Source organism: Citrobacter sp. Cpo037, assembly GCF_030332945.1.
Classification (GTDB): Bacteria; Pseudomonadota; Gammaproteobacteria; order Enterobacterales; family Enterobacteriaceae; genus Citrobacter; species Citrobacter portucalensis.
On sequence record NZ_JAOWGW010000044.1, the window covers coordinates 45439 to 71750 of the forward strand.

General features: G+C 53.6%; 23 protein-coding genes. 16 read left to right on the plus strand and 7 right to left on the minus strand.

Going from position 1 to position 26312, the window contains the following annotated elements:
* Positions 1-31: 31 nt before the first annotated feature.
* Together paeA and msrA are read right to left on the minus strand one after the other, a co-directional pair.
* The gene (paeA, locus tag OGX94_RS05605) at positions 32-1372 is read right to left on the minus strand and encodes a polyamine export protein PaeA (RefSeq protein ID WP_003830418.1); all 1341 of its coding nucleotides are present in this window, start codon (positions 1370-1372) and stop codon (positions 32-34) included.
* 150 nt (positions 1373-1522) lie between these two features.
* Entirely contained in the window at positions 1523-2161 is a 639-nt protein-coding gene (msrA, locus tag OGX94_RS05610) for a peptide-methionine (S)-S-oxide reductase MsrA (RefSeq protein WP_003830412.1), read from the minus strand.
* Between the two features lie 212 nt (positions 2162-2373).
* Here msrA and tamA point away from each other — a divergent pair, with 212 nt between their 5' ends.
* From tamA to OGX94_RS05625, 3 genes are read left to right on the plus strand one after another with little or no spacing between them, the layout of a single operon-like run.
* Complete coding sequence (gene tamA / locus OGX94_RS05615) at positions 2374-4107, plus strand: autotransporter assembly complex protein TamA (RefSeq protein WP_003025718.1); 1734 nt, start codon at positions 2374-2376, stop codon at positions 4105-4107.
* Positions 4104-7880, plus strand: coding sequence for an autotransporter assembly complex protein TamB (gene tamB, locus OGX94_RS05620; protein WP_193134936.1), 3777 nt, complete (start codon positions 4104-4106; stop codon positions 7878-7880). Before tamA ends, tamB begins: the two co-directional genes overlap by 4 nt.
* Positions 7881-7882: 2 nt before the next feature.
* Positions 7883-8227, plus strand: coding sequence for a gamma-glutamylcyclotransferase family protein (locus OGX94_RS05625; RefSeq protein WP_003025723.1), 345 nt, complete (start codon positions 7883-7885; stop codon positions 8225-8227).
* A 57-nt stretch (positions 8228-8284) separates the two neighbouring features.
* Here the strand turns inward: OGX94_RS05625 and OGX94_RS05630 are convergent, their stop codons facing one another.
* The 3 genes from OGX94_RS05630 to ppa all read right to left on the minus strand — a co-directional run bounded on the left by OGX94_RS05630 (position 8285) and on the right by ppa (position 12176).
* Positions 8285-10294 carry a TonB-dependent receptor domain-containing protein gene (locus OGX94_RS05630; protein WP_257662244.1) on the minus strand — a complete coding sequence of 670 codons (2010 nt, stop codon included), beginning with the start codon at positions 10292-10294 and terminating at the stop codon, positions 8285-8287.
* An 84-nt stretch (positions 10295-10378) separates the two neighbouring features.
* Positions 10379-11449, minus strand: coding sequence for a 7-bladed beta-propeller protein YncE (yncE, locus tag OGX94_RS05635; protein WP_257662245.1), 1071 nt, complete (start codon positions 11447-11449; stop codon positions 10379-10381).
* A 199-nt stretch (positions 11450-11648) separates the two neighbouring features.
* Positions 11649-12176, minus strand: a complete 528-nt coding sequence (gene ppa, locus OGX94_RS05640) for an inorganic diphosphatase (protein ID WP_003025726.1) — start codon at positions 12174-12176, stop codon at positions 11649-11651.
* A gap of 309 nt (positions 12177-12485) precedes the next feature.
* On the opposite strand from ppa, the gene ytfQ reads away from it, so the two are divergent.
* From ytfQ to OGX94_RS05665, 5 genes are all read left to right on the plus strand, one after another.
* Positions 12486-13442 carry a galactofuranose ABC transporter substrate-binding protein YtfQ gene (gene ytfQ / locus OGX94_RS05645; protein ID WP_003025728.1) on the plus strand — a complete coding sequence of 319 codons (957 nt, stop codon included), beginning with the start codon at positions 12486-12488 and terminating at the stop codon, positions 13440-13442.
* Between the two features lie 121 nt (positions 13443-13563).
* Complete coding sequence (ytfR, locus tag OGX94_RS05650) at positions 13564-15066, plus strand: galactofuranose ABC transporter, ATP-binding protein YtfR (RefSeq protein WP_191221901.1); 1503 nt, start codon at positions 13564-13566, stop codon at positions 15064-15066.
* Between the two features lie 13 nt (positions 15067-15079).
* Positions 15080-16102 carry a galactofuranose ABC transporter, ATP-binding protein YtfT gene (ytfT, locus tag OGX94_RS05655; RefSeq protein ID WP_003830397.1) on the plus strand — a complete coding sequence of 341 codons (1023 nt, stop codon included), beginning with the start codon at positions 15080-15082 and terminating at the stop codon, positions 16100-16102.
* Positions 16089-17090 carry a galactofuranose ABC transporter, permease protein YjfF gene (yjfF, locus tag OGX94_RS05660; RefSeq protein WP_003830394.1) on the plus strand — a complete coding sequence of 334 codons (1002 nt, stop codon included), beginning with the start codon at positions 16089-16091 and terminating at the stop codon, positions 17088-17090. The genes ytfT and yjfF overlap by 14 nt, the downstream gene beginning before the upstream one ends.
* A 103-nt stretch (positions 17091-17193) precedes the next feature.
* Positions 17194-18306 (plus strand): methyl-accepting chemotaxis protein, encoded by a 1113-nt coding sequence (locus OGX94_RS05665; RefSeq protein ID WP_257662246.1) that lies wholly within the window; start codon positions 17194-17196, stop codon positions 18304-18306.
* 76 nt (positions 18307-18382) lie between these two features.
* On the opposite strand, the gene fbp is transcribed toward OGX94_RS05665, so the two are convergent.
* On the minus strand, positions 18383-19381 hold the full coding sequence (gene fbp / locus OGX94_RS05670; protein WP_003830390.1) for a class 1 fructose-bisphosphatase: 999 nt from the start codon (positions 19379-19381) through the stop codon (positions 18383-18385).
* A 175-nt stretch (positions 19382-19556) separates the two neighbouring features.
* Here fbp and mpl point away from each other — a divergent pair, with 175 nt between their 5' ends.
* On the plus strand, positions 19557-20933 hold the full coding sequence (mpl, locus tag OGX94_RS05675; protein WP_003830388.1) for a UDP-N-acetylmuramate:L-alanyl-gamma-D-glutamyl-meso-diaminopimelate ligase: 1377 nt from the start codon (positions 19557-19559) through the stop codon (positions 20931-20933).
* A 98-nt stretch (positions 20934-21031) separates the two neighbouring features.
* On the opposite strand, the gene yjgA is transcribed toward mpl, so the two are convergent.
* Positions 21032-21583, minus strand: coding sequence for a ribosome biogenesis factor YjgA (gene yjgA, locus OGX94_RS05680; protein ID WP_008786039.1), 552 nt, complete (start codon positions 21581-21583; stop codon positions 21032-21034).
* A 95-nt stretch (positions 21584-21678) separates the two neighbouring features.
* Here yjgA and pmbA point away from each other — a divergent pair, with 95 nt between their 5' ends.
* The 7 genes from pmbA (at position 21679) to OGX94_RS05715 (ending at position 26275) form a co-directional block, all read left to right on the plus strand.
* Complete coding sequence (gene pmbA / locus OGX94_RS05685) at positions 21679-23031, plus strand: metalloprotease PmbA (RefSeq protein ID WP_286568865.1); 1353 nt, start codon at positions 21679-21681, stop codon at positions 23029-23031.
* 86 nt (positions 23032-23117) lie between these two features.
* Positions 23118-23504, plus strand: a complete 387-nt coding sequence (gene cybC, locus OGX94_RS05690) for a cytochrome b562 (RefSeq protein WP_003025756.1) — start codon at positions 23118-23120, stop codon at positions 23502-23504.
* 331 nt (positions 23505-23835) lie between these two features.
* Positions 23836-24144, plus strand: coding sequence for a glycine dehydrogenase (locus OGX94_RS05695; protein WP_003025758.1), 309 nt, complete (start codon positions 23836-23838; stop codon positions 24142-24144).
* Positions 24145-24154: 10 nt separating this feature from the next.
* Positions 24155-24517: an SFCGS family glycine-rich protein gene (locus OGX94_RS05700; protein WP_003830384.1), complete on the plus strand. Its 363-nt coding sequence runs from the start codon at positions 24155-24157 to the stop codon at positions 24515-24517.
* 2 nt (positions 24518-24519) lie between these two features.
* On the plus strand, positions 24520-24819 hold the full coding sequence (locus tag OGX94_RS05705) for a DUF4312 family protein (RefSeq protein ID WP_003830382.1): 300 nt from the start codon (positions 24520-24522) through the stop codon (positions 24817-24819).
* Between the two features lie 23 nt (positions 24820-24842).
* A complete protein-coding gene (locus OGX94_RS05710) occupies positions 24843-25619 on the plus strand; it encodes a DUF4311 domain-containing protein (RefSeq protein ID WP_003025764.1) in 777 nt (258 codons plus the stop codon).
* An 11-nt stretch (positions 25620-25630) separates the two neighbouring features.
* Entirely contained in the window at positions 25631-26275 is a 645-nt protein-coding gene (locus OGX94_RS05715; RefSeq protein WP_003830379.1) for a DUF4310 family protein, read from the plus strand.
* Positions 26276-26312 lie beyond the last annotated feature (37 nt).

Below are 26312 nucleotides of genomic sequence, written 5' to 3' on the forward strand. Positions count from 1 at the left end.
TGATGGGAGCCGTTGATGTTTCTGTAGGGCGTTAAGACGCCTTTGCCTCTTCTTTTGCATCTGGCAGTTTTGGTACCAAAACAGTAGGTTTGCTGTCCAGACGCGTCACCAGCAGCTGATCGATCTTGTAGTTATCGATATCCACCACTTCAAATTTGTAGCCTGAATACTTCACCGAGTCGGTGCGTTTCGGGATTTTACGCAGCATGAACATCATAAAACCACCAATGGTTTCATAGTTGCCAGACTGCGGGAATTCGTCGATATCCAGCACGCGCATCACGTCATCAATCGGTGTACCGCCGTCGACTAACCATGAGTTTTCATCACGTGCCACAATCTGCTCTTCCAGACCCTGACCTACCAGATCGCCCATCAGCGTCGTCATAACGTCGTTGAGGGTGATAATCCCCACCACCAGCGCGTACTCGTTCATGATGACGGCAAAGTCTTCGCCTGCGGTTTTGAAGCTTTCCAGCGCTTCAGAGAGCGTCAGCGTGTCCGGGACGATCAGCGTATTGCGGATCTGTACGCCGCTGTTCAGCGCCATGCTTTGGTTCGCCAGTACGCGGTTGAGGAGATCCTTTGAATCAACATAACCAATGATGTGGTCGATATCTTCGTTACACACCAGGAATTTGGAGTGCGGATGTTCCGCCACCTTGTTTTTCAGGCTTTGCTCATCTTCATGGAGATCGAACCAGATAATATTCTCGCGCGAGGTCATTGAAGACGGGACGGTACGGGATTCCAGTTCGAATACATTTTCAATCAGCTCATGCTCCTGCTTGCGCAGAACACCCGCCAGCGCACCCGCTTCGACTACGGCGTAAATGTCGTCCGAGGTGATGTCGTCTTTACGCACCATTGGGATCTTAAACAGACGGAAAATGTTGTTTGCCAGACCGTTAAAGAACCATACCAGCGGGCGGAAGACCAGCAGGCAGAAGCGCATCGGGTTGATGATACGCAAAGCCACAGCTTCTGGCGCAATCATACCGATGCGTTTCGGGGTTAAATCCGCGAACAGGATGAACAGGCCAGTAACCAGCGAGAACGACAGAATAAAGCTTAACTGTTCGGACAGCTCTGGAGTGAAGTACTTCGAGAAAAGGCTGTAAAACGCCGGGGAGAATGCTGCATCACCGACGATACCGCCGAGAATGGCGACCGCGTTAAGGCCAATTTGCACGACGGTAAAAAACATGCCGGGGTTTTCCTGCATCTTCAAAACACGTTGTGCGTTTACGTTGCCTTCATCGGCAAGCAGTTTAAGTTTTATTTTGCGTGATGCAGCAAGCGAGATCTCAGATATCGAGAAAAACGCACTCACGGCGATCAGGCAGAGAATGACTAAAATACTGTTTAACATATCTTATCCGACCGTTCAGGTCAGATCCTCGGAAGGGAGAAGTTGATAAATCCGTGTGAAATACACATTGAAAACCGGCTCGTGGAAGTGAGCCGGTAAATTCAGAAGCTAGTATAGCGTAAGGCACTGTAAAGTCGCCAGAGGGGGAAATTATCCTTGTGGCGGCAGGCAAACACCAATACCACCAATGCCACAATATCCGTAAGGATTTTTGTGCAGATACTGCTGGTGATCGTCCTCGGCATAATAGAACGGGGTTGCCGTAGTGATTTCCGTGGTAATGGTGCGCTCGTCGCCTGCGGCGGTCATTGCTGCCTGAAAACGCTCAAGGCTGGCCTGTGCGGCGGCGGTTTGTTCCGGCGTTAACGGGTAAATGGCGGAGCGATACTGCGTGCCCTGGTCGTTCCCCTGACGCATGCCTTGAGCCGGGTCGTGATTTTCCCAGAACACCTGCAGCAGTTGTTCGTAGCTGATAACATGCGGGTCATAGACGATGCGTACCGCTTCGGCATGCCCGGTATCGCCAGAACACACTTCCCGATAGGTTGGGTTTGGGGTGTAGCCGCCGGTGTACCCGGCCGCCGTGCTGTAGACCCCTGGCAATGACCAAAATAAACGCTCAACGCCCCAGAAGCATCCCATGGCGAAATAAGCTATCTCCATACCGTCGGGCACATTGGTCATCGAATGTTGGTTAACCGCATGCAGCGTTGCCACTGGCATCGGGGTGTTGCGTCCAGGTAGCGCATCTGCTTGAGTAACAAGATGCTTTCTATCAAATAAACTCATGGCCGTTCTCCCGAAATCAGTCATTTGGGTTAAGGTTGTAACGAGACGCGTCTTTGCCCACAATAAACGGCGTGAATACGTCTAGAGTTAAACATAAGAAATATTTGGGTTGTCGTCTGTTTTTCAACTCTTATTGTTGATTTTTTGTTAAGCCGAGGAACGGCATAGTATTTTTTTCCAGGGGTGGGAAAAAAGGATATTCAGGAGAAAATGTGCCACATATCCGTCAGTTATGTTGGGTGGGATTACTGTGCTTAAGTGGCTCCGCCGCCGCCGCGAATGTTCGCTTACAGGTCGAAGGATTATCAGGACCGCTGGAGAAAAACGTCCGTGCGCAGCTGTCCACGATTCAAAGTGATGAAGTCACTCCAGACCGACGCTTTCGTGCGCGCGTTGATGATGCCATCCGCGAAGGGCTAAAAGCGCTGGGCTACTTTGAGCCGACCATTGATTTTGAACTGCGTCCACCGCCGGCGAAAGGCCGCCAGGTGCTGATTGCCAAAGTGACCCCCGGCGAGCCGGTGCTGATTGGTGGCACTGAGGTGATTTTGCGCGGTGGCGCGCGTACGGATAAAGATTATCTGGATCTGCTGAAAACGCGCCCGGCAATCGGCACCGTGCTGAATCAGGGGGACTATGACAACTTCAAAAAGTCACTCACCAGCGTGGCGCTGCGTAAAGGTTATTTCGACAGTGAATTTAATAAAAGCCAGCTTGGAATAGCGCTTGAGCGTCGCCAGGCGTTCTGGGATATCGATTACAACAGCGGCGAACGCTATCGCTTTGGGCATGTCACTTTTGAAGGCTCGCAAATTCGCGATGAGTATCTGCAAAATCTGGTGCCCTTTAAAGAAGGTGAAGAGTACGAGTCGAAAGATCTGGGCGAACTGAACCGTCGTCTGTCGGCGACCGGATGGTTTAATTCCGTGGTCGTCGCACCGGAGTTTGATAAAGCCCGCAAAACCAAAGTGCTGCCGCTGAAAGGCGTGGTCTCACCGCGAACCGAAAACACCATCGAAACCGGGGTCGGCTATTCAACTGACGTCGGGCCACGGGTGAAGACCTCGTGGAAAAAGCCGTGGATGAACTCCTACGGCCATAGCCTGACGACCAGCGCCAGTATCTCGGCGCCAGAGCAGGTGCTTGATTTCAGCTATAAAATGCCGCTGTTAAAGAACCCGCTGGAACAGTATTACCTGGTACAGGGCGGCTTTAAGCGTACCGATTTAAACGACACCGAGCAGGATTCCACAACGCTTGCGGTTTCCCGCTACTGGGACCTCTCCAGCGGCTGGCAGCGCGCGATTAACCTGCGCTGGAGTCTCGACCACTTTACCCAGGGTAATGTCACCAACACCACTATGCTGCTCTATCCGGGCGTGATGATCAGCCGGACGCGCTCACGCGGCGGCCTGATGCCTGTCTGGGGCGACTCTCAGCGTTATTCCATTGATTACTCCAACACGGCCTGGGGTTCAGACGTTGATTTCTCCGTCTTCCAGGCGCAAAACGTCTGGATCCGCACGCTGTACGACAGGCATCGTTTTGTGATGCGCGGCAACCTCGGCTGGATTGAAACCGGAGACTTCGACAAAGTACCGCCGGACCTGCGTTTCTTTGCCGGGGGCGATCGCAGTATTCGCGGCTACAAATACAAATCTATTTCGCCGGAAGGCAGCGACGGCAAGCTGAAAGGGGCCTCTAAGCTGGCAACTGGCTCGTTGGAATACCAGTACAACGTGACCGGTAAATGGTGGGGCGCGATGTTTGTCGATAGCGGTGAAGCGGTCAGCGATATTCGCCGAAGCGATTTCAAAACCGGTGCCGGGGTCGGCGTACGCTGGCAATCACCAGTGGGACCTATCAAGCTCGACTTTGCCGTCCCGGTCGGCGACAAAGATGAACATGGTTTACAGTTTTACATCGGTCTGGGGCCTGAATTATGAGTTTATGGAAGAAGATAAGCCTCGGCGTGCTGATTTTTATCCTGCTGTTGTTAGGCACGGTGGCGTTCCTCGTCGGTACCACCTCGGGCCTGCATCTGATCTTCAAAGCAGCTAATCGGTGGGTTCCGGGTCTGGAAATTGGTCAGGTCACCGGCGGCTGGCGGGATCTATCACTGAAAAATATTCGCTACGACCAGCCAGGCGTGGCGGTGAATGCTGGTGAAGTGCATTTGGCCGTGGGGCTTAACTGTCTGTGGGACAGCAGCCTGTGCGTCAACGATCTGGCGCTGAAAAACATCAACGTGGCAATCGACAGCAAAAAGATGCCGCCATCCGCGCCGGTAGAGGAAGAAGAGAGCGGTCCGCTTAATCTTTCCACGCCTTACCCCATCACGCTTTCGCGCGTGGCGCTGAACAACATCAATATCAAAATCGATGACACCACGGTTTCAGTGCTGGATTTTACTTCCGGCCTGAACTGGCAGGAAAAAACGCTGACGTTGAAGCCAACGTCATTACAGGGGCTGCTGATTGCTCTGCCTAAAGTGGCGGAAGTGGCACAGGAAGAGGTTGTCGAACCGAAGATTCAAAACCCGCAGCCGGATGAAAAGCCGCTCGGCGAAACGCTAAAAGATCTGTTCTCAAAGCCGGTACTGCCGGAAATGACCGATGTCCATCTGCCGCTCAATCTCAATATTGAAGAGTTTCGCGGCGAGCAGCTGCGCGTGACTGGGGATACGGATTTAACGGTACATAGCATGCTGCTGAAAGTGAGCAGCATAGACGGCAACATGAAGCTCGACGCGCTGGATATCGACTCGAATCAGGGAACGGTAAAAGCCAGCGGCACGGCGCAACTGACCGACACGTGGCCGGTTGATATTACGTTAAACAGCACGCTAAACATCGACCCGTTAAAAGGCGAAAAGGTGAAGCTGAAGGTTGGCGGCGCGCTGCGCGAACAGCTGGAAGTCGGCGTCAATCTGTCTGGTCCGGTGGATATGGACCTGCGTGCGCAGACGCGCCTGGCAGAAGCCGGATTGCCGCTCAACATTGAGGTGGTAAGTAAGCAGGTTTACTGGCCGTTTACCGGTGAGAAACAGTTCCAGGCCGATGACATCAAGCTCAAACTGACCGGCAAGATGACCGACTATACGCTGTCGATGCGTACCGCCGTGAAAGGTCAGGATATTCCTCCGGCTACTATCACGCTGGACGCCAAAGGCAACGAGCAACAGATCAATCTCGATAAACTCAGCGTTGCGGCGCTGGAAGGGAAAACAGAGCTGAAAGCGCTGGTGGACTGGCAGCAGGCGATCAGCTGGCGCGGGGAGCTAACGCTGGATGGTATCAATACCGTGAAAGCGATCCCGGACTGGCCGTCAAAACTGAATGGCCTGGTGAAAACGCGCGGCAGTCTGTACGGCGGAAGCTGGCAGATGGAGGTTCCGGAGCTGAAGCTGACCGGCAACGTGAAGCAGAACAAGGTCAATGTGAACGGTTCGCTGAAGGGGAATAGCTACCTGCAGTGGACGATCCCGGGCCTGCATCTGGAGCTGGGACGTAACAGTGCGGACGTAAAAGGCGAACTGGGGGTTAAAGACCTTAACCTCGACGCGACGATTGATGCCCCAAGCCTGGATAACGCGCTGCCGGGGCTGGGCGGTACGGCGAAAGGGCTGGTAAAAGTTCGCGGTACGGTTGAAGCACCACAGCTGCTGGCGGATATTACCGCCCGTGGTCTGCGCTGGCAGGAACTTTCCGTTGCTCAGGTGCGCGTCGAAGGCGATGTGAAATCGGCCGAGCAAATCGCCGGTAATCTCAACGTTCGCGTAGAGCGGATTGTACAACCTGACGTGAATATTGGTCTGGTGACGCTCAACGCCAAAGGCAGTGAAAAGCAGCATGAGCTGCAGTTACGCATTCAGGGTGAGCCGGTTTCCGGGCAACTGGATCTTGCCGGGAGCTTTGATCGCAAAGAACAGCGCTGGAAAGGAGAGTTAAGCAATACCCGTTTCCAGACGCCGGTCGGTCCGTGGTCGCTCAACCGGGCTATCGCGCTGGATTATCGTAATCAGGAACAGAAAATTAGTATCGGGCCGCACTGCTGGAACAACCCGAATGCGGAGCTGTGCGTACCACAAACCATTGATGCCGGTGCAGAAGGTCGCGCGGTGGTGAACCTTAACCGCTTCGACCTGGCTATGCTAAAACCGTTTATGCCGGAGACAACCCAGGCCAGCGGTGTGTTCACCGGCAAAGCTGATGTGAGCTGGGACACCACCAAAGAGGGGCTGCCACAGGGGCAGGTCACCCTGAGCGGACGTAACGTCAAGGTCACGCAAAGCGTGAATGATGCCCCGCTCCCCGTAGCGTTTGAAACGCTGAATCTGACCGCCGACCTGCACAATAACCGTGCCGAGTTGGGCTGGCTGATTCGTCTGACCAACAACGGGCAGTTTGACGGGCAGGTTCAGGTAACGGACCCGCAAGGGCGTCGTAATCTGGGCGGTAACGTCAATATTCGCAACTTCAATCTGGCGATGGTGAACCCCATCTTCTCGCGCGGTGAAAAAGCGGCAGGGATGATCAACGCCAACCTGCGGCTGGGCGGAGATGTGCAAAGCCCGCAGTTGCTCGGACAGCTGCAACTGAGCGGTCTGGATATTGACGGTAACTTCATGCCGTTTGACATGCAGCCAAGCCAGTTAGCTGTTAACTTCGCCGGAACACGCTCAACGCTGGCGGGCGTGGTGCGTACGCAGCAGGGCGAAATTAACCTGAGCGGCGATGCCGACTGGAGTCAGATAGACAACTGGCGGGCGCGCGTTGCGGCTAAAGGCAGCAGGGTACGTATTACCGTACCGCCGATGGTCCGCCTGGATGTATCGCCGGACGTGGTCTTTGAAGCTACACCAAGCCTGTTTACTCTCGATGGCAACGTGGATGTGCCGTGGGCGCGTATCGTGGTACATGACCTGCCGGAAAGCGCGGTTGGGGTTTCCAGCGATATGGTCATGCTTAACAACAATCTGCAGCCCGAGAAACCGCAGACCGCCGGTATTCCGATCAACAGCAACTTGAACATCCACGTTGGTAACAACGTGCGTCTTGACGCCTTTGGTCTGAAAGCGCGTCTGACGGGCGATCTGAAAGTGGTGCAGGATAAGCAAGGTCTGGGGCTTAACGGGCAAATTAATATCCCGAGCGGTCGCTTCCACGCCTATGGTCAGGATCTGATTGTGCGTAAGGGCGAGCTGTTGTTCTCCGGTCCGCCGGATCAGCCGTTGCTCAACATCGAAGCGATTCGTAACCCAGATGCCACCGAAGACGATGTGATCGCTGGCGTTCGCGTCACCGGTACCGCCGATGAACCGAAGGCGGAGATCTTCTCCGACCCGGCAATGTCGCAGCAAATGGCGCTTTCCTACCTGCTACGTGGACAAGGGCTGGATAGCGAACAAAGCGATAGCGCAGCGATGACTTCAATGCTTATTGGTCTGGGGGTTGCACAAAGTGGTCAGGTTGTGGGTAAAATCGGGGAGACATTTGGCGTAAGCAATCTGGCACTGGACACGCAAGGGGTGGGCGACTCATCTCAGGTGGTTGTCAGCGGATACGTACTGCCAGGTCTGCAGGTGAAATATGGTGTGGGTATATTTGACTCCTTAGCGACACTCACGCTACGTTATCGTCTGATGCCTAAGCTATATCTGGAAGCAGTGTCTGGCGTAGATCAGGCACTTGATTTGCTCTATCAGTTCGAGTTTTAGCAATGCGAATATTTGTCTACGGCAGTTTACGAACCAAACAAGGCAACAGCCACTGGATGACCAATGCCCTGTTGCTGGGAAATTTCAGTATCGATAACTACCAGTTGTACAGCCTGGGCCACTATCCAGGCGCGGTTCCGGGAAATGGAACAGTACACGGGGAAGTTTATCGTATTGATAACGCCACGCTGGCAGAGCTTGACGCTCTGCGTACCCGCGGCGGTGAATACGCACGCCAGTTAATTCAAACGCCGTACGGAAGTGCATGGATGTACGTGTACCAACGTCCGGTTGATGGCTTAACGCTGATTGAAAGCGGTAACTGGTTAGACAGAGACCAGTACTGATATATCGCCTACCAGAATAAACAACGCCGCCTTCGGGTGGCGTTGTTTATTAAAGGCTTAAAACTCCACGCGCGCGCCGAGGTTATAGCGGCGGCCTTCCACCTGCGCGGATTCATTCCATGCAGTCGTCAGTTTCGGATCCTCATCCAGCACGTTGTAGATCCCTGCCATCAGCTGCGTGTGCTTATTGAGCTTATAACGTACGCCTACGTCGACCATCGTGTAGTCATCATACTTATAGTTATTGCCGCTGTTGCGGTTACTGCTGCGGTAATTCACCGTACTCCATACGTCCAGACTCTGCGTTGCCGCCCAGTTCAGCGACAGGTTCGCCATATGGCGCGGATAATCGTTGAGCGCGTAGCCTTTGTTTACGCCGCTTTTCTGTTCGCTGTGGTTCCAGGTGTAGTTAGCGTTGGCTTTCACATCTGCGCTAATCTGCCAGTCGGCATTCAGTTCTATACCGTACACGTCCGCCTTGCTGACGTTGAAGTATTTACTGACGGAGTCCGCCTTGTAGCCATTCACGGAGCACTGATTCGTCGATGTGGTTTCGCAAATGGTTTGTTCAGCAATTTTGTCTTTGAACTGCGTATAGAAGACGGTGCTATCCAGCGACAGCGCATTCCCCGTCCAGTAGAGGCCCAGCTCAGAGTTAACGCTTTGTTCTGGTTTCAGATCGTCGTTACCGACGGTCAGGAAGGGATAAGGTACAGTCGAGCCGTATGGGGTGACAAAGTCGCTGGATGTCGCACGCAGCTCAGGTTTTTTATAACCTGCGGAAACGCCGCCCTTCAGCGCCCAGTCATTGCTGAAGGCCCAGTTACCGTACATTTTCGGCGTAATATGTGTGCCAAAGTTATCATCCTGGTCCATACGCGCTGATGTGGTCAGGATGAAGTCGTCAATGCTCCAGCCGTCTTCAGCAAACAATGCCCAACCGTTACGGCTGATTTTTGTCACTGGCTCAGATCCGGGCAGCGTTTTGTTGGCCACATCAAAGCGGTCATTCAGTTCTTCGCGGGTGAAATTCGCCCCAACGGTCAGTTTATGGTTGTCGAGCGTGAAGGTGGTTTGCGAATTGGCGACGTAGTTCTCCATCTGCACATACTGCGGCGACTGGCTGTCATAAACGTACTTCGAACGGCCTTTTTCATAGTTTATGTAGTTGGTCGTTGCGATGGTGTCGTCGGCATACCAGCCGGTATGCGTTAGGGTGGCGGCGTTACGATCGAACAGCCATGACCACGGCGCGCCGCGCTTCTGGGTACGGTTTTTCTCCTGCTCACCGGTGACCACATTGAGGTCGAACAGGTTATTTTCGCTAGCGGCCAGGCCCAGCGTCATATCAACGGATTTACGGTTGTGTTTGCTGAAATAGTTATTGCGATCGTCATCGCGACGGTCGAGCCAGTCGGCCGCTACGCTAAGGCCGAGAACATCGGGCACAATCGGCCCCATGGTAAACAGATTCATCTGGCTGGTATTACCCAAATACTGGTGTTCCTGAAGCCAGGTATTGGCGGCAATTGCCGTTGTCCACTCTTTTGCACCATACGGTTTTTTAGTAATCACGTTGACCACACCGCCGATGGCATCTGATCCGTACAGCGAGGACATGGGCCCGCGGATAACTTCGATACGCTCAATGGCCTCCATCGGCGGTAAGAAGTTGGCTTCAGTACCGATGTCATGTCCGTAAGGGCGAGATTCACCGGTATTTTGTTTGACGCTGTTGACCATAAACGCGGTATAGGACGGGTCCATGCCGCGGATCATAATGCTGCCAGCGTTCATGCCGCTGCTGTTAGTGACCGAGACGCCTGGAAGGTTTTTAATCGCTTCACCAATGCTACGGTCCGGCTGAATATCCAGCGTTTTACGATCGATAACGGAAATGGTGGCTGGCGCTTCGCGCTTTTGCTGCGAGAACCCGGATGCGGTGATCACCATTTCATCTTCGCTATTGCGTGAGGTTTCGGTGAGTTCTTCTGCCTGAGTGGGGAAAATAACACCGCCTGAGAATGCAACGATCCCTGTCAGCGTAATAAGTTGACGCGTTTTCATAATATAGACACCTGAAAAGTAAAAAATAAAAGCATCACCTTGCAGCCCAGAAAAGCTGCAAGGTGTCAGAAGCGTTTTTAATTATTAATATTTGGAGAGGTCGATTTTCAGCACGTAGTCGGGCTTCACACCTGCCATTTTTTCCGGCTGTTTGACGCTGACATACAGGGTGTTGGCATCAGACGAGAGCGCCAGGCTGTTAGGTAACGCATTGGTTTCAATGCTTTGTTTTACCTGATAAGTCTTGCTGTCCACAATGCTGATGCGTTTTGCATTTCGGTGGGTGATATACACTTCCTGGCGTTTTTCGTTATATATCACCGCCAGCGAGTTGATAACCTTAATGGGGGCAATAACCTTACCGGTATTAATATCAACAACCAGTACATCCGCTAAATCAGGATCGGTCAGGAATGCGCGATTATTTTTTGCATCCAAAGCAATATTCAGGAAAAAATGTTTTTTGCCTGGCTCAATGCTAAAGCGGCTAATAATTTGATGGTTGGTGGTATCCAGTGTAATAAGTTCGTTGCGGCCATTTACGACATACAGGCGGTTCTTATTTGCATCGACGGCCATGCCGGTCGGATATTGGCCCATGTTTTCAAGGGTAGCGATTTTCTCGCGCTTTTGCGTATCCACCACCCAGACAATGCCTTTTTCAGCCACGCCGGAAACGTACAGGCGGTGATGCTGTTTATCGAGCACCATTTCGCGGGTATGGACAATTTCTTTCGGGTTTTTGGCTTCGCTCAGTTGCAGTATCGCCATCTCTTTACCGCTGCGGGTATCAATGAGCGTGACCGAACCCTCCAGCGTGTTGCCGACATAGAGCACCTGGTTTCCTGCATCCAGGGCAGTGGCAAAGGCACGACGGCTGGTTTCGATAACTTCAGTCGTGGTGAGCTTCTCCAGATCGAGTTTATAGATAAGCCCGCTGGTTTTATCTTTATCAAACGACGGCGACGAGGCAGCAAAAAGCGCATTCTGCTGGCTATCAACCGCCAGTTCATACACGCCGTTGCCAACGTCGCGGGTCAGAAAATCTTTCTCAGGTAGCGTCTGTGCCACGCTGGACAGGCTGGTAAATAACAGTGCTATGGCGAGAGCCACGCAGGAATAGCGTTTCAGGGACTTCACATTGTGGAGGTTCATTGACTTTTATTCACATTTATTTACATGCTGAGAATGATAATGAGATCTAATCTCATTCGCAATTAACATAAATGAAATGTGACTACCCAATCTGGTAGGTCAAAAAGAAAACAGCGAAGGGGAGGGGGAAAAGAAAGTAGAAATTAAAAAACCCTTACTAACCAGGGGCTGGCGTTCAGGGCTTTACGCTAACGCGAACTTACTTCTTCGCGCGCTCGAAGGAAGCAACGATTTCAGCTTTAGCAGCTTCAGCGTTGTCCCAACCGTCAACTTTCACCCATTTGCCCGCTTCGAGATCTTTGTAGTGTTCGAAGAAGTGGGTGATCTGCGCTTTCAGCAGTTCCGGCAGGTCGGTCACATCTTTGATGTGATCGTATTCTTTGCTCAGCTTGGTGTGCGGTACCGCAACCAGTTTCGCATCTTCACCGGATTCGTCGGTCATTTTCAGTACGCCAACCGGACGGCAGCGGATCACTGAACCTGGCTCCAGCGGGTACGGAGTCGGGACCAGAACGTCTACCGGGTCACCATCCAGAGACAGGGTGTGGTTGATGTAACCGTAGTTGCACGGATAGAACATCGCGGTGGACATGAAGCGGTCAACGAACAGGGCGCCGCTCTCTTTGTCAACTTCGTATTTGATCGGATCTGCGTTCGCAGGGATCTCGATAACAACGTAGATATCTTCCGGCAGGTCTTTACCGGCAGGGACGTTGAGTAAGCTCATGTCTGTTTCCTTTAAATAAGCTATGGCAAACAAGTGGCGGGTATTATAGCCAACTCGCGCGGAATGTCTCCGCTTGTTTTCGCTTTCTCTGCGTGCATTTTCTTCTTTTTACCTCTCTCTCGTGACAGAAAAATCCATATCTTCAGCCGCATTTTTCATAGTGAGATGAAAGCGATTACAAAGTTGTGATTAACGTTTTATTTACTTTTTTGAAGTGTGATGTAACGCAATCCGTTACATGCTCAATTGTCTATAGTTTTTTCGCAACGGTTAATTAACCAACAATAATCACCCTACGAGGACGCACTTATGTGGAAGCGCTTACTTTTAGTCACAGCAGTTTCGGCAGCCATGTCGTCTATGGCAATGGCAGCCCCTTTAACCGTAGGATTTTCGCAGGTTGGCTCTGAATCCGGCTGGCGCGCCGCAGAAACCAACGTCGCGAAAAGCGAGGCCGAAAAGCGGGGAATTACGCTGAAAATCGCTGATGGCCAGCAAAAGCAGGAAAACCAGATTAAAGCAGTCCGCTCATTTGTTGCGCAGGGCGTCGACGCCATCTTTATTGCGCCGGTCGTGGCAACGGGTTGGGAGCCGGTGTTAAAAGAAGCTAAAGATGCCGACATTCCGGTCTTTTTGCTCGATCGTTCCATCGATGTAAAAGACAAATCTCTCTATATGACCACGGTCACCGCCGACAACGTGCTGGAAGGTAAATTGATCGGCGACTGGCTGATTAAACAAGTGGACGGCAAGCCGTGTAACGTCGTTGAGCTGCAAGGGACCGTTGGGGCCAGCGTGGCGATCGATCGTAAGAAAGGCTTTGCTGAAGCCATTGCCAGTGCGCCAAACATCAAAATTATTCGCTCTCAGTCCGGTGACTTCACCCGCAGTAAAGGGAAAGAAGTGATGGAGAGCTTTATCAAAGCGGAAAACAACGGCAAGAACATCTGTATGGTTTACGCCCACAACGATGACATGGTGATCGGTGCGATTCAGGCGATCAAAGAAGCGGGCCTGAAACCTGGCAAAGATATTCTCACCGGTTCTATCGATGGCGTACCGGATATCTACAAAGCGATGATTGACGGCGAAGCCAACGCCAGCGTCGAACTGACGCCGAATATGGCCGGCCCGGCATTCGACGCGCTGGAGAAATTCAAAAAAGACGGCACGATGCCTGAGAAGCTGACCATTACCAAGTCGATCCTCTATCTGCCAGATACGGCAAAAGAAGAGTTAGAGAAGAAGAAAAACATGGGCTACTAGTTTTTCTGTCGGTCTTCCGTAGGCCGGATAAGGCGTTACGCCGCCATCCGGCATTTGTTGCCTGATGGCGCTGCGCTTATCAGGCCTACGAAACGCCGTGACCTCGTACCGGAGGAATGCCATGACCACCGACCAACATCAGGAAATCCTCCGCACTGAAGGATTAAGCAAATTCTTTCCCGGCGTCAAAGCGTTGGATAACGTGGATTTCAGCTTGCGTCGCGGTGAAATTATGGCGCTGCTGGGAGAAAACGGAGCCGGCAAATCGACGCTCATCAAAGCGCTGACCGGCGTTTACCATGCCGATCGTGGCACTATCTGGCTCGAAGGCCAACCGATTTCCCCCAAAAACACCGCCCATGCCCAGCAACTGGGGATTGGCACCGTGTACCAGGAAGTGAACCTGCTGCCCAATATGTCGGTTGCCGATAACTTATTTATTGGTCGTGAACCGCGGCGCTTTGGCCTGCTCCAGCGCAAACAGATGGAAAAACGCGCGACGGAGCTGATGGCGTCATACGGTTTTTCCCTCGACGTGCGCGAGCCGCTGAACCGCTTTTCCGTGGCGATGCAACAAATCGTCGCCATCTGTCGGGCGATCGATCTCTCCGCGAAAGTGCTGATCCTCGATGAGCCGACCGCCAGCCTTGATACCCAGGAAGTTGAAATGCTGTTTGGCCTGATGCGACATCTGCGCGATCGGGGCGTCAGTCTGATCTTCGTCACCCACTTTCTCGATCAGGTTTATCAGGTCAGCGATCGCATTACCGTTCTGCGTAACGGCGGCTTCGTTGGCTGCCGTGAAACCCGAGAACTGCCTCAGATCGAACTGGTCAAAATGATGCTGGGCCGTGAACTGGATACCCATGCACTACAGCGTGCGGGCCGCACGTTGCTGAGTGATAAACCGGTGGCGGCATTCAGCGGCTTTGGCAAAAAAGGCACCATCGCGCCATTTGATCTACAGGTGCGTCCCGGTGAGATCGTCGGTCTCGCCGGACTACTGGGATCCGGGCGAACGGAAACGGCGGAGGTGATCTTCGGTATTAAACCCGCCGACAGCGGAAGTGCGCTGATCAAAGGCAAATCGCAGACTTTGCGCTCGCCACATCAGGCTTCGTGTCTGGGGATCGGTTTCTGTCCGGAGGATCGCAAAACGGATGGCATTATTGCCGCCGCTTCGGTGCGGGAAAACATCATTCTGGCATTGCAGGCGCAGCGCGGCTGGCTGCGGCCTATTCCCCGTAAAGAGCAAAACGAGATTGCCGAGCGGTTTATCCGCCAGCTTGGTATTCGTACTCCAAACGCGGAGCAACCGATCGAATTTCTCTCCGGCGGCAATCAGCAAAAAGTATTGCTCTCGCGCTGGTTACTGACCAAACCGCAGTTCCTGATCCTCGATGAACCCACGCGTGGGATCGACGTTGGCGCGCATGCGGAGATCATCCGCCTGATCGAAACGCTGTGCGCGGATGGTCTGGCGCTGCTGGTCATTTCATCCGAACTGGAAGAGTTAGTGGGCTATGCCGATCGGGTCATTATTATGCGCGATCGCAAACAGGTGGCAGAGATCCCACTGGCTGAACTGTCCGTACCGGCAATCATGAACGCCATTGCGGCCTAAGGAGACTATGGTGATGCCTCAATCTCTCCCTCAATCCAATCCGTCTAAACGGCGGTTCCGTTGGCCAAAGGGGATGCCACAGCTGGTGGCGTTACTGCTGGTGCTGCTGGTGGATAGCCTGGTCGCCCCGCATTTCTACCAGGTGATTTTGCAGGATGGTCGGCTGTTCGGTAGCCCGATTGATATTCTCAACCGCGCCGCTCCCGTGGCGCTGTTGGCGATTGGTATGACGCTGGTGATTGCCACCGGCGGTATCGACCTTTCCGTGGGGGCCGTCATGGCTATTGCCGGTGCCACTACTGCGGCGATGACGGTGGCCGGGCACAGTCTGCCGGTGGTTCTGCTTGCCGCCTTAGGCTCCGGCATTCTGGCTGGGCTGTGGAACGGGATTCTGGTGGCCATCCTCAAGATTCAACCGTTCGTCGCCACGCTAATCCTGATGGTGGCCGGGCGCGGGGTGGCGCAGCTTATCACTTCCGGGCAGATCGTCACCTTTAACTCGCCCGAACTGTCATGGTTTGGCAGCGGCTCGCTTTTACTATTCCCCACGCCGGTAATTATTGCACTGCTCACGCTGGTGGTGTTCTGGCTGCTGACGCGGAAAACGGCGCTGGGTATGTTTATCGAAGCGGTGGGTATCAACATTCGTGCGGCAAAAAACGCCGGGGTGAACACCCGCATTATCGTGATGCTCACCTATGTGCTGAGCGGCCTGTGCGCGGCTATCGCTGGCATTATCGTCACGGCGGATATCCGGGGGGCAGATGCCAATAACGCCGGATTATGGCTGGAGCTGGATGCCATCCTGGCGGTGGTTATCGGCGGCGGCTCGCTGATGGGCGGGCGCTTTAACCTGCTGCTGTCGGTGGTAGGCGCGTTGATTATTCAGGGCATGAACACCGGGATTTTGCTGTCGGGCTTCCAGCCGGAACTGAATCAGGTGGTCAAAGCCGTGGTGGTGTTGTGTGTGCTGGTCGTGCAGTCGCAACGCTTTATCAGCCTGATAAAAGGAGTGCGTGGTCATGATAAAACGTAATTTACCGCTGATGATCACCCTCGGCGTGTTTGTGCTGGGTTATCTCTACTGCCTGACGCAGTTTCCCGCTTTTGCTTCCACCCGGGTCATTTGCAATATCCTGACCGATAACGCCTTTCTGGGCATCATTGCCGTAGGCATGACCTTCGTGATCCTCTCTGGCGGGATCGACCTTTCCGTTGGCTCGGTGATCGCCTTTACCGGCGTATTTCTGGCAAAGGCCATTGGTTATTGGGGCATTTCCCCGCTGCTGGCGTTCCCATTGGTTTTGCTGATGGGCTGCACGTTTGGCGCGTTTATGGGGTTACTGATTGATGCGCTGAAGATCCCGGCATTTATTATCACCCTGGCGGGAATGTTCTTCCTGCGCGGCGTCAGCTATCTGGTCTCTGAAGAATCTATCCCAATTAATCATCCGGTTTATGACACGCTCTCAAGCCTGGCATGGAAAATTCCCGGCGGTGGTCGCCTGAGCGCGATGGGATTGCTGATGCTGGCGGTTGTCGTCATCGGCATATTCCTGGCGCACCGTACGCGCTTTGGTAATCAGGTTTACGCGATTGGCGGCAACGCCACTTCTGCCAACCTGATGGGCATCTCAACCCGCAGCACCACCATCCGCATTTATATGCTGTCTACCGGGCTTGCGACGCTTGCCGGCATTGTCTTTTCCATTTACACCCAGGCGGGCTATGCGCTGGCGGGCGTTGGCGTCGAACTGGATGCGATAGCCTCAGTGGTGATTGGCGGAACGCTGCTCAGCGGTGGGGTTGGTACAGTGTTAGGGACGTTGTTTGGCGTCGCCATTCAGGGACTGATCCAGACCTACATTAATTTTGACGGCACATTAAGTTCCTGGTGGACGAAGATCGCGATTGGCATTTTATTGTTTATATTTATAGCGTTACAACGCGGTCTGACGGTGCTTTGGGAAAATCGTCAAAGCTCGCCGGTGACCCGAGTGGGTACGGCGGCAACACCAAAGTAACATCCTGATTTTGCACAAAACATTTAAATACCTAAACTTTTTCCGGTTGTAGTCGATAGGTTCTGTACAGGTCTGTTTTAACCCTACAACCGGAAATATAACGATGCCAAAATCCCTTTCAATTCGATCAAGTTTGTTGGTGTTATTGTCTCTGCTGACGTTCCTTCTGTTACTGACCGGTGGTATGGGGCTATATGCTTCTACCCGTGTCATTACATCGTTGATTTATCACGGTATTATGAGCGCTGCGATGTTGGCTGCTATCGCATTGCTGGCGGTCATTTGGTTTATGCTGCGAAATAAGTTTCTCAAACCGTTGGATACCATGGTTGAGCAACTGGAACGCCTGGCAACGGGGGACTTGTCGCCGGTTACCGCGCTGTCAGCCAGCGCCGAATTCAACCGCCTGAATGCGGCAATGGATGATATGCGCCATGCGCTGGGCGACTCGGTACAGCGCGTACGCGATGCCAGCTCGCAAATTGATATTGGCAGTCGTGAACTGACGGCCGGTAACCAGCATCTGGCGCAACGCACTGAATCGACAGCCACTTCGCTGGAGCAGACAGCCGCCAGCATGGAAGAACTCACGGCGACGGTGAAACAGAATGCGCAGAACGCGGAACAGGCGCACCAGCTGGCAAAATCGGTGTCGGATACTGCCGATCGCGGTAGCGAAATGGTGTGCTATGTGATCGAGAAAATGCGCGATATTTCAGGAAGTTCCAGCCGAATCGCCGACATCCTCAGCGTGATTGATGGCATTGCTTTCCAGACCAATATTCTGGCGCTCAATGCTTCCGTTGAAGCGGCGCGAGCTGGTGAGCAGGGGCGGGGCTTTGCGGTTGTTGCTGGTGAAGTGCGTAATCTGGCCAGTCGCAGCTCCGAGGCGGCCAAAGAGATCCGTACGCTAATCAGCGATTCGCACACCCATGTGGGGGAAGGCAGTGAACTGGCGCAGCAGGCGGGTGAAACCATGGATGAAATCGCGACCGAGGTTATGCGTATGACCAAACTGATGCGTGAAATTGCCAGTGCGTCCCAGGAACAGAGTCGCGGCATAGAGCAGGTGAATATCGCGGTGATTCAGATGGATGAAACGGCGCAGCAAAACGCGGCGCTGGTACAGCAGTCTTCAGCGGCTACCCGCTCGCTGGAAGAGCAGTCTTCAGCGCTAATCGAAGCAATGGCCGTATTTAAGCTACAGAAAGCGTAACCGGACGATGGATTTTGTAGGCCGGATGGCAACGCTACGCGTTTTATCCGGCCTACGTCCGTGCGATGAATGATACTTACGCGTCCGGGAACTCGCGGATAAAGCGTTCTACATCTTCAACCATATGGTCGTTACCCACGAAGAAGGAGCGGCGCTGGTGCAGACTTTCTGGGGTGATATCCAGAATGCGTTCTTTACCATCGCTGGCTTTGCCGCCCGCCTGCTCGGCCAGGAAGGCCATCGGGTTGCATTCATACAGCAGACGCAGTTTCCCTTGCGGGTGGCTGGCGGTGCTTGGGTACAGGTAGATCCCGCCTTTCAGCAGATTGCGATGGAAATCCGCAACCAGAGAGCCAATGTAGCGTGAGGTATACGGGCGCTGGGTTGGCTTATCTTCTTCCTGGCAGAATTTAATGTACTTCTTCACGCCGTTTGGGAATTTGATGTAGTTACCTTCGTTGATGGAGTACGTGCTGCCTTTCGCCGGGAAGCGCATACGTTCCTGGCTGAGGCAGAATACGCCCAGAGAAGGATCGTAGGTGAAGGCATGTACGCCACAGCCGGTGGTATACACCAGCATGGTGGAAGAACCATAAACAACGTAACCTGCAGCAACCTGCTTGTTGCCCGGTTGCAGGAAATCCTCTTCCGTGACCGGTGTGCCGACTGGGGTTACGCGGCGGTAAATAGAGAAAATTGTACCGACAGAGACGTTAACATCGATGTTGGATGAGCCATCCAGCGGATCCATTAGCACAACGTATTTAGCGTGTTCACAGCCTTCAAAGACGACGATTTCATCTTCTTCTTCTGAGGCAATGCCCGCCACAATGTCGCGCGCCTTCAGTGCAGCTTTCAGTTTTTCGTTCGCGAACAGATCGAGTTTTTGCTGAACCTCTCCCTGCACGTTCTCAGCACCGCTGGCACCCAGGATATCGACCAGACCGGCCTTATTGATATCGCGGTGGATGATCTTGGCGCCCAGCTTTATTGCCGACAACAAAGCAGTGAGCTCACCGGTAGCATGAGAAAACTCGTGCTGCTTTTCGACAATAAATTCACCTAACGTTTTCATAACACTTTCCCTGCAATTTATGTGGAGTAAAGCGACCGCAACAATATTAACAAATATTTCCTTTGTTGCGCTTAGGTGAATCGCGCCAGCAAACTGCGGAATATCCTGAAATGCGTTTCTCACTTGCCGGACATGTGCGTAAAATGGCCCCCAGATTAAAAAAGGATAGTGACGTATGCGCATTCATATTTTGGGAATTTGTGGCACTTTCATGGGCGGTCTGGCGATGCTGGCGCGCTCGCTCGGTCATGAAGTAACCGGTTCGGACGCCAATGTGTATCCGCCGATGAGTACCTTACTTGAGAAGCAAGGCATTGATCTGATTCAGGGTTACGATGCCAGCCAGCTCGACCCACAGCCGGACCTGGTGATCATTGGCAATGCTATGACCCGTGGTAATCCGTGCGTGGAAGCGGTGCTGGAAAAGAACATTCCGTACATGTCCGGCCCGCAGTGGCTGCATGACTTTGTCTTGCGCGATCGCTGGGTACTGGCGGTTGCGGGTACGCACGGCAAAACCACCACCGCCGGGATGGCGACCTGGATCCTCGAAGCCTGCGGCTATAAACCTGGCTTTGTGATTGGCGGCGTTCCGGGCAACTTTGAGGTTTCCGCGCGCCTTGGCGAGAGCGACTTCTTCGTGATTGAAGCGGATGAGTACGACTGTGCGTTCTTCGACAAGCGTTCTAAATTCGTGCATTACTGCCCGCGCACGCTGATCCTCAATAACCTTGAGTTCGATCACGCGGATATCTTTGACGATCTGAAAGCTATTCAGAAACAGTTCCACCATCTGGTGCGTATCGTGCCGGGCCAGGGACGCATCATCTACCCGGAAAACGACATCAATCTGAAACAGACGATGGCGATGGGCTGCTGGAGCGAACAAGAGCTGGTGGGCGAACAAGGTCACTGGCAGGCGAAAAAGCTGACCACCGATGCCTCCGAGTGGGAAGTGTGGCTGGACGGTGAAAAAGTCGGCGAAGTGAAGTGGGGCCTGGTGGGCGAGCACAACATGCACAATGGCCTGATGGCGATTGCAGCCGCGCGTCATGTTGGCGTCGTGCCTGCGGATGCGGCCAATGCATTGGGCTCGTTCATCAACGCCCGTCGCCGTCTTGAGCTGCGCGGTGAAGCCAATGGCGTGACGGTGTATGACGATTTTGCCCATCACCCGACGGCCATTCTGGCAACGCTTGCGGCACTGCGCGGTAAAGTGGGCGGCACGGCGCGCATCATCGCGGTGCTGGAACCTCGCTCGAACACCATGAAAATGGGTTTGTGCAAAGATGACCTGGCGCCGTCGTTAGGGCGTGCAGACGAAGTGTTCCTGCTGCAACCCCCGCACATTCCGTGGCAGGTAGCAGAAGTCGCTGAAGCCTGCGTTCAGCCGGCACACTGGAGCGGCGATGTGGATGCACTGGCAGATATGGTGGTGAAAACCGCACAGCCTGGCGATCACATTCTGGTGATGAGCAACGGCGGGTTTGGCGGCATTCATCAAAAACTGCTGGATGGTCTGGCGAAGAAAGCTCAGGCGGAAGAAGAGTAAAAAATGCCCGGTGGCGCTACGCTTACCGGGCCTACAACGGATCGTAGGCCGGATAAGGTATTTGCACCGCCATCCGGCACTTTCGGCGGACGAAGAGGTTAGGCCTCGTTTTCCGCCAGTTCACGCAGATACTGGAAGATCTGGCGGGAAGATTTTGGCGGCTTGTTGCCCGCTTTTTCTTTCCTGGCGTTACGCACCAGCGAACGCAGTTGCTGACGGTCGGCGTCAGGCCACAGGTTCATCACTTCTTCGATAGCTTCATCGCTACCGTCAACCATACGGTCACGCAGTTGCTCCAGCTTATGGAAGACAACGACCTGTTGGTTATGACGGTTTTTTAGCTTGTCCAACGCCTGACGGATAGGATCAACATCGCGCTGGCGCAACATTTTGCCAATCAGCTGCAGCTGACGACGGCGACCTTCCATCTTAATACGCTGGGCCAGCTCAATCGCGGCACGTAAATCCGCATCGAGCGGGATTTTGTCCAGCGCGTTTTTCCCCAGTTTTACCAGTTCCACACCAAGGTGTTTTAACTCCTCGGCGTCACGTTTTATTTCACTTTTACTGACCCAGATAATTTCATCGTCTTCGTCTTCGATGTCATCACCGGGAACGTCGTCGAGCCAGTCTTCGGGCTGCTTAGTCATGTCAGGCTCCTTAAAAAAAGAGGCTAATGTTACCAGTTAAGATGCGCACTGAAAAACGGTTCTCTGTTAGACTTCAGAGAAACTCTCTCTACATTATGGCATTTGCGATGAAAGTAATCTCACAAGTTGAAGCGCAGCGTAAGATTCTGGAAGAAGCAGTCTCGACGGCACTGGAATTAGCGTCAGGTAAGTCGGATGGCGCGGAAGTCGCTGTGAGCAAGACCACGGGTATTAGCGTCAGCACCCGTTATGGTGAAGTGGAGAACGTCGAATTCAATAGCGATGGTGCACTGGGGATTACGGTTTACCATCAAAACCGTAAAGGCAGCGCATCGTCCACCGATTTAAGCCTGCAGGCGATTGCACGCACCGTGCAGGCCGCGCTGGACATTGCACGTTACACTTCGCCGGACCCGTGTGCGGGCGTGGCAGATAAAGAACTGCTGGCCTTTGATGCGCCCGATCTGGACCTGTTTCACCCGGCGGAAGTTTCCCCTGATGAAGCTATCGAACTGGCTGCTCGTGCAGAACAGGCGGCGTTGCAGGCTGACAAACGTATCACCAACACCGAAGGCGGCAGCTTTAACAGCCACTATGGCATCAAAGTGTTTGGCAACAGCCACGGCATGCTGCAGGGCTATTGCTCCACGCGCCATTCCCTTTCCAGCTGCGTAATCGCAGAAGAAAATGGCGATATGGAGCGTGATTACGCCTACACCATTGGCCGGGCGATGGGCGATCTGCAAACGCCGGAGTGGGTGGGGGCTGACTGTGCTCGCCGTACCTTATCTCGCCTGTCTCCGCGTAAACTTTCCACCATGAAAGCACCAGTGATTTTCGCCAATGAAGTGGCGACCGGACTGTTCGGACACCTGGTTGGCGCGATTGCTGGTGGCTCGGTGTACCGCAAATCCACCTTCCTGCTCGACTCGCTGGGCAAGCAAATTCTGCCGGAATGGCTGACCATTGAAGAACATCCGCACTTGCTGAAAGGGCTGGCGTCGTCGCCGTTCGACAGCGAAGGCGTACGGACCGAACGCCGCGACATTATTAAAGACGGCGTGCTGACTCAGTGGCTGCTGACCAACTATTCCGCACGTAAGCTGGGGCTGAAGAGCACCGGTCATGCAGGCGGGATCCACAACTGGCGAATTCCGGGACAGGGTCTAAGCTTCGAGCAGTTGCTTAAAGAGATGGGCACAGGTCTTGTGGTTACCGAGCTGATGGGACAGGGCGTAAGCGGCATTACCGGCGATTACTCGCGCGGCGCGGCGGGCTTCTGGGTCGAAAACGGCGAAATTCAGTACCCGGTGAGTGAAATTACCATCGCCGGTAACTTAAAAGAGATGTGGCGTAATATGGTCACCGTCGGCAACGATATTGAAACGCGCAGTAATATTCAGTGTGGTTCGGTCCTGTTGCCGGAGATGAAGATCGCCGGGCAATAATATCCGTCATACTTCAAGCTGTGGCGTGAATTATTGAGGGTATCTGGCGTTTGTTTATTTTTGAATAATAAAAAAGGAAGTGAGCAATGCGTAAACACCTGTTAGCGATCGTCGCAGCTTCAACGCTGGTTCTTGGTTCTTCTGCGTTTGCAGCCGATCTTGAAGACGATATGGGGATCCTCAACGACAACCTGAAAATCGTCGAAAAAACGGATAATGCGACTGAACTGAAAGATGCGTTAACCAAAATGCGTGCAGCCGCGCTGGACGCGCAAAAGGGAACGCCGCCGAAGCTGGAAAACAAATCCCCGGACAGCCCGGAGATGAAGGATTTCCGCCACGGCTTTGACACGCTGATCGGTCAGATCGACGGTGCGTTGAAGCTGGCGAACGAAGGTAAAGTTAAAGAGGCGAAAGCCGTTGCGGAAGAGCTGAAAACTACGCGCAACGAAAACCACAAGAAGTTCCGCTAATCTGCGCTATCCGGCCTGCATACCCGTAGGTCGGATAAAACCCCCGCTACTGCACGTCCCATAAGTAAACGCTATTCCCATCACATTTTTTCATTTTTATCGTCCATTCATTGTTCGCACTTCCTTCCATTTTTCTGCTCGCTCTTGCGATCTCAATCACATTCTTCCAGTGATAAATCGTGGTTCCAGCCCTTTTTGCGGCACAGATCACTATCGCTGCACACCTTTCCACTTCGAAGTGGAAAACAACTCGCTACAAACTCATAACCTCCGTCGCTAATTTACCCTCAGAGACATTAACGGGGTAAGACGAGTGAATAACGGAGCTGTAATGAATGACATGGGGGAATCGGTGGAACTGGCCGACCGCATGCTGGCGCAGGTGTATGCCTTGCTGCGTGAACGCAACATTATTCCCAACGCCGTACAGGAACAGATGCTGACGTCGCATGTTCGCGCCATGGCGCACCGCTCGGTAACGGGTGAACCCTTACCAGAAGTCGATGCCAGCTTGTTTGATGAAATATCTGCCGAATCAATGGCGCTTGCCCGCGACGTGGTCGCCGAGTTTGGCAATCTTCCTGAGGAAGAGGCCTGGCTGCTGTCGGTGCACTTCGAAGTCGCGAAAGACAACCTTTAAGGAGCAAAAGATGGAACAGATTACCGTAGTGATTGGCGATCGTCTGGGTAAAGGCCAGAAAGTGGCGGCAGGCGTAGAGAAAGCGGGTGGCCGTGCCGTTGTGGTGCCGGGTGTTGCAGCAGATATGAAGCTGGGTGACGTGATGAAAGCGGAAAACGCCACCTTTGGTATCTCGTTTTGTGGCAGCGGTGGTGCGGGTGCGATTACCGCGCAGACCAAATACGGTTACAAGGCGAAATACGGCATGCGCTCGGTCGATGAAGGGGTAACCGCCATCAACGAAGGGTGCAACGTACTGGGATTCGGCTTTATGGATAAAGAGGAGCTCGGCGAGCGCCTGGTGCAGGCGTGGCAAAAGAAACACGGCGCTTAAGCATGAAAGAGCAATTCACCACCACGGTGAGAGTCACGGGTAAGGGCGAGACTAAAGCTCGCGCCTTTGCCGATGCCCTGAACCACGTTCAGGCTGCAGTGATGAAAGCGTCGCCGCATATCTTACTGCGTATTGAGCCACAGGATGTGCAGGTTGTTCAAGCGCATGAATCGGTGCGTAAAGAGGCGTTTTTATTCCTCTTTTTGCGCCGGGAAAGACGCACTTTCAGCGTGGAGCTGGACGTGACCGTCAACGTGACTGCCATCAATCTCGACAAGGTGGATTTCGTTACGCAACGCTGATTTTTCTATTAAAAGGCATAATTATGTTCCTGATAATATTAATAAAATCGCTCATCATCGGCGCATTGGTTGGCGTTGGTGTCGGCGCTGGGGCTGCACGCATGTTTCATGCGCCTACCACTCAAGGGATGGGCGCGTTTCGTACTCTGGGAGAACTGAATTCCTGCGAAGGAGATCCAGCTTCTCACTTCTCGTTCGGCCTGGGCTTCTTCTTTAATGCCTGGGCTTCCTCCGTTGCGGCGGGGGCGTTCACGCAGGACGTCGACCATCGCATCATCCCTAACTGGGGCGCCGCCGCGCTGATGATTAAAAATCGCAACGTCGGTGAAACGCTGCACGACCCCAAACGCATGGCAATTGCCTGCGGCGTTATCGGGATGATCGTAGTGACCTTCCTGAACCTCACCGCATCATCCGTACCGGAAGCGTTGCAAGTTACCGCCGTCAAGGTGCTGGTGCCCGCGGCTAACCTGCTGGTTAACACCGTGATGCCAGTGATCTTCTGGCTGGCGGCGATCGACGCTGGTAAGAAATCCGGCTTCTGGGCCACCGTTTTTGGCGGCGCGGCGCAGCTGATTATGGGCAACGCCGTTCCGGGTCTGGTTCTCGGCATTCTGATCGGCAAAGGTGTTGAAGAGAGCGGCTGGAACCACGTCACTAAAGTGATGATGGTGGCTATCGTCGCGCTGTTTGTCCTGAGCGGCTTCTTCCGTGGCTTCGACATGAAGATGATCGAATCCTTCCATCTGACCGTGCCTAACTGGCTCGAACTTATCCACAACTCGCTCAGCGGCAAATAACGGAGGTCATTATGGAACAGAATAAAGGTTTTTGGTTCGCTGACTGGTCGTTCCCGATCTTCGTGGGCCTGCTCTCCTCTGGCGTATTTGCCGGAACACACATGTACTACCTGTACGGTATTGGCGCATTTAACGAAGTGGCTTTTGTGGCGATGCTGAAGGCGGGAATGGATACCGGCTCCTACGGGGCGGTGGCGGCATTTGGCGCAAGCTTCTTGTTTGCCCGCATCATTGAAGGTTCGCTGGTGGGGATTTTGGATATCGGCGGGGCGATTCAAACCGGGGTTGGGTTAGGTGTTCCGGCGCTGCTGCTGGGCGCGGGCATTATCTTCCCGGTCGCCAACTTCGCCGCCTCGCTGGTCACCGGTCTGGTGATTGGTCTGGCGATTGGCTACATCATCATCCTGGCGCGTAAGTTCACCATCAACCAGAGCGACTCAACCTACGGTGCGGACGTCATGATGGGGGCCGGTAACGCCTCCGGCCGCTTCCTCGGACCGTTGATTATCCTTAGCGCGATGACGGCTTCTATTCCTATCGGAATCGGTTCTCTGGCGGGCGCGCTGCTGTTTTATCTGTGGCAAAAACCGATTACCGGCGGGGCGATCCTCGGCGCAATGATCCTCGGGTCCATCTTCCCGATTGCTATTAGCTGATGGTGTGTCGTTGTAGGCCGGATAAGGCGCAGCCGCC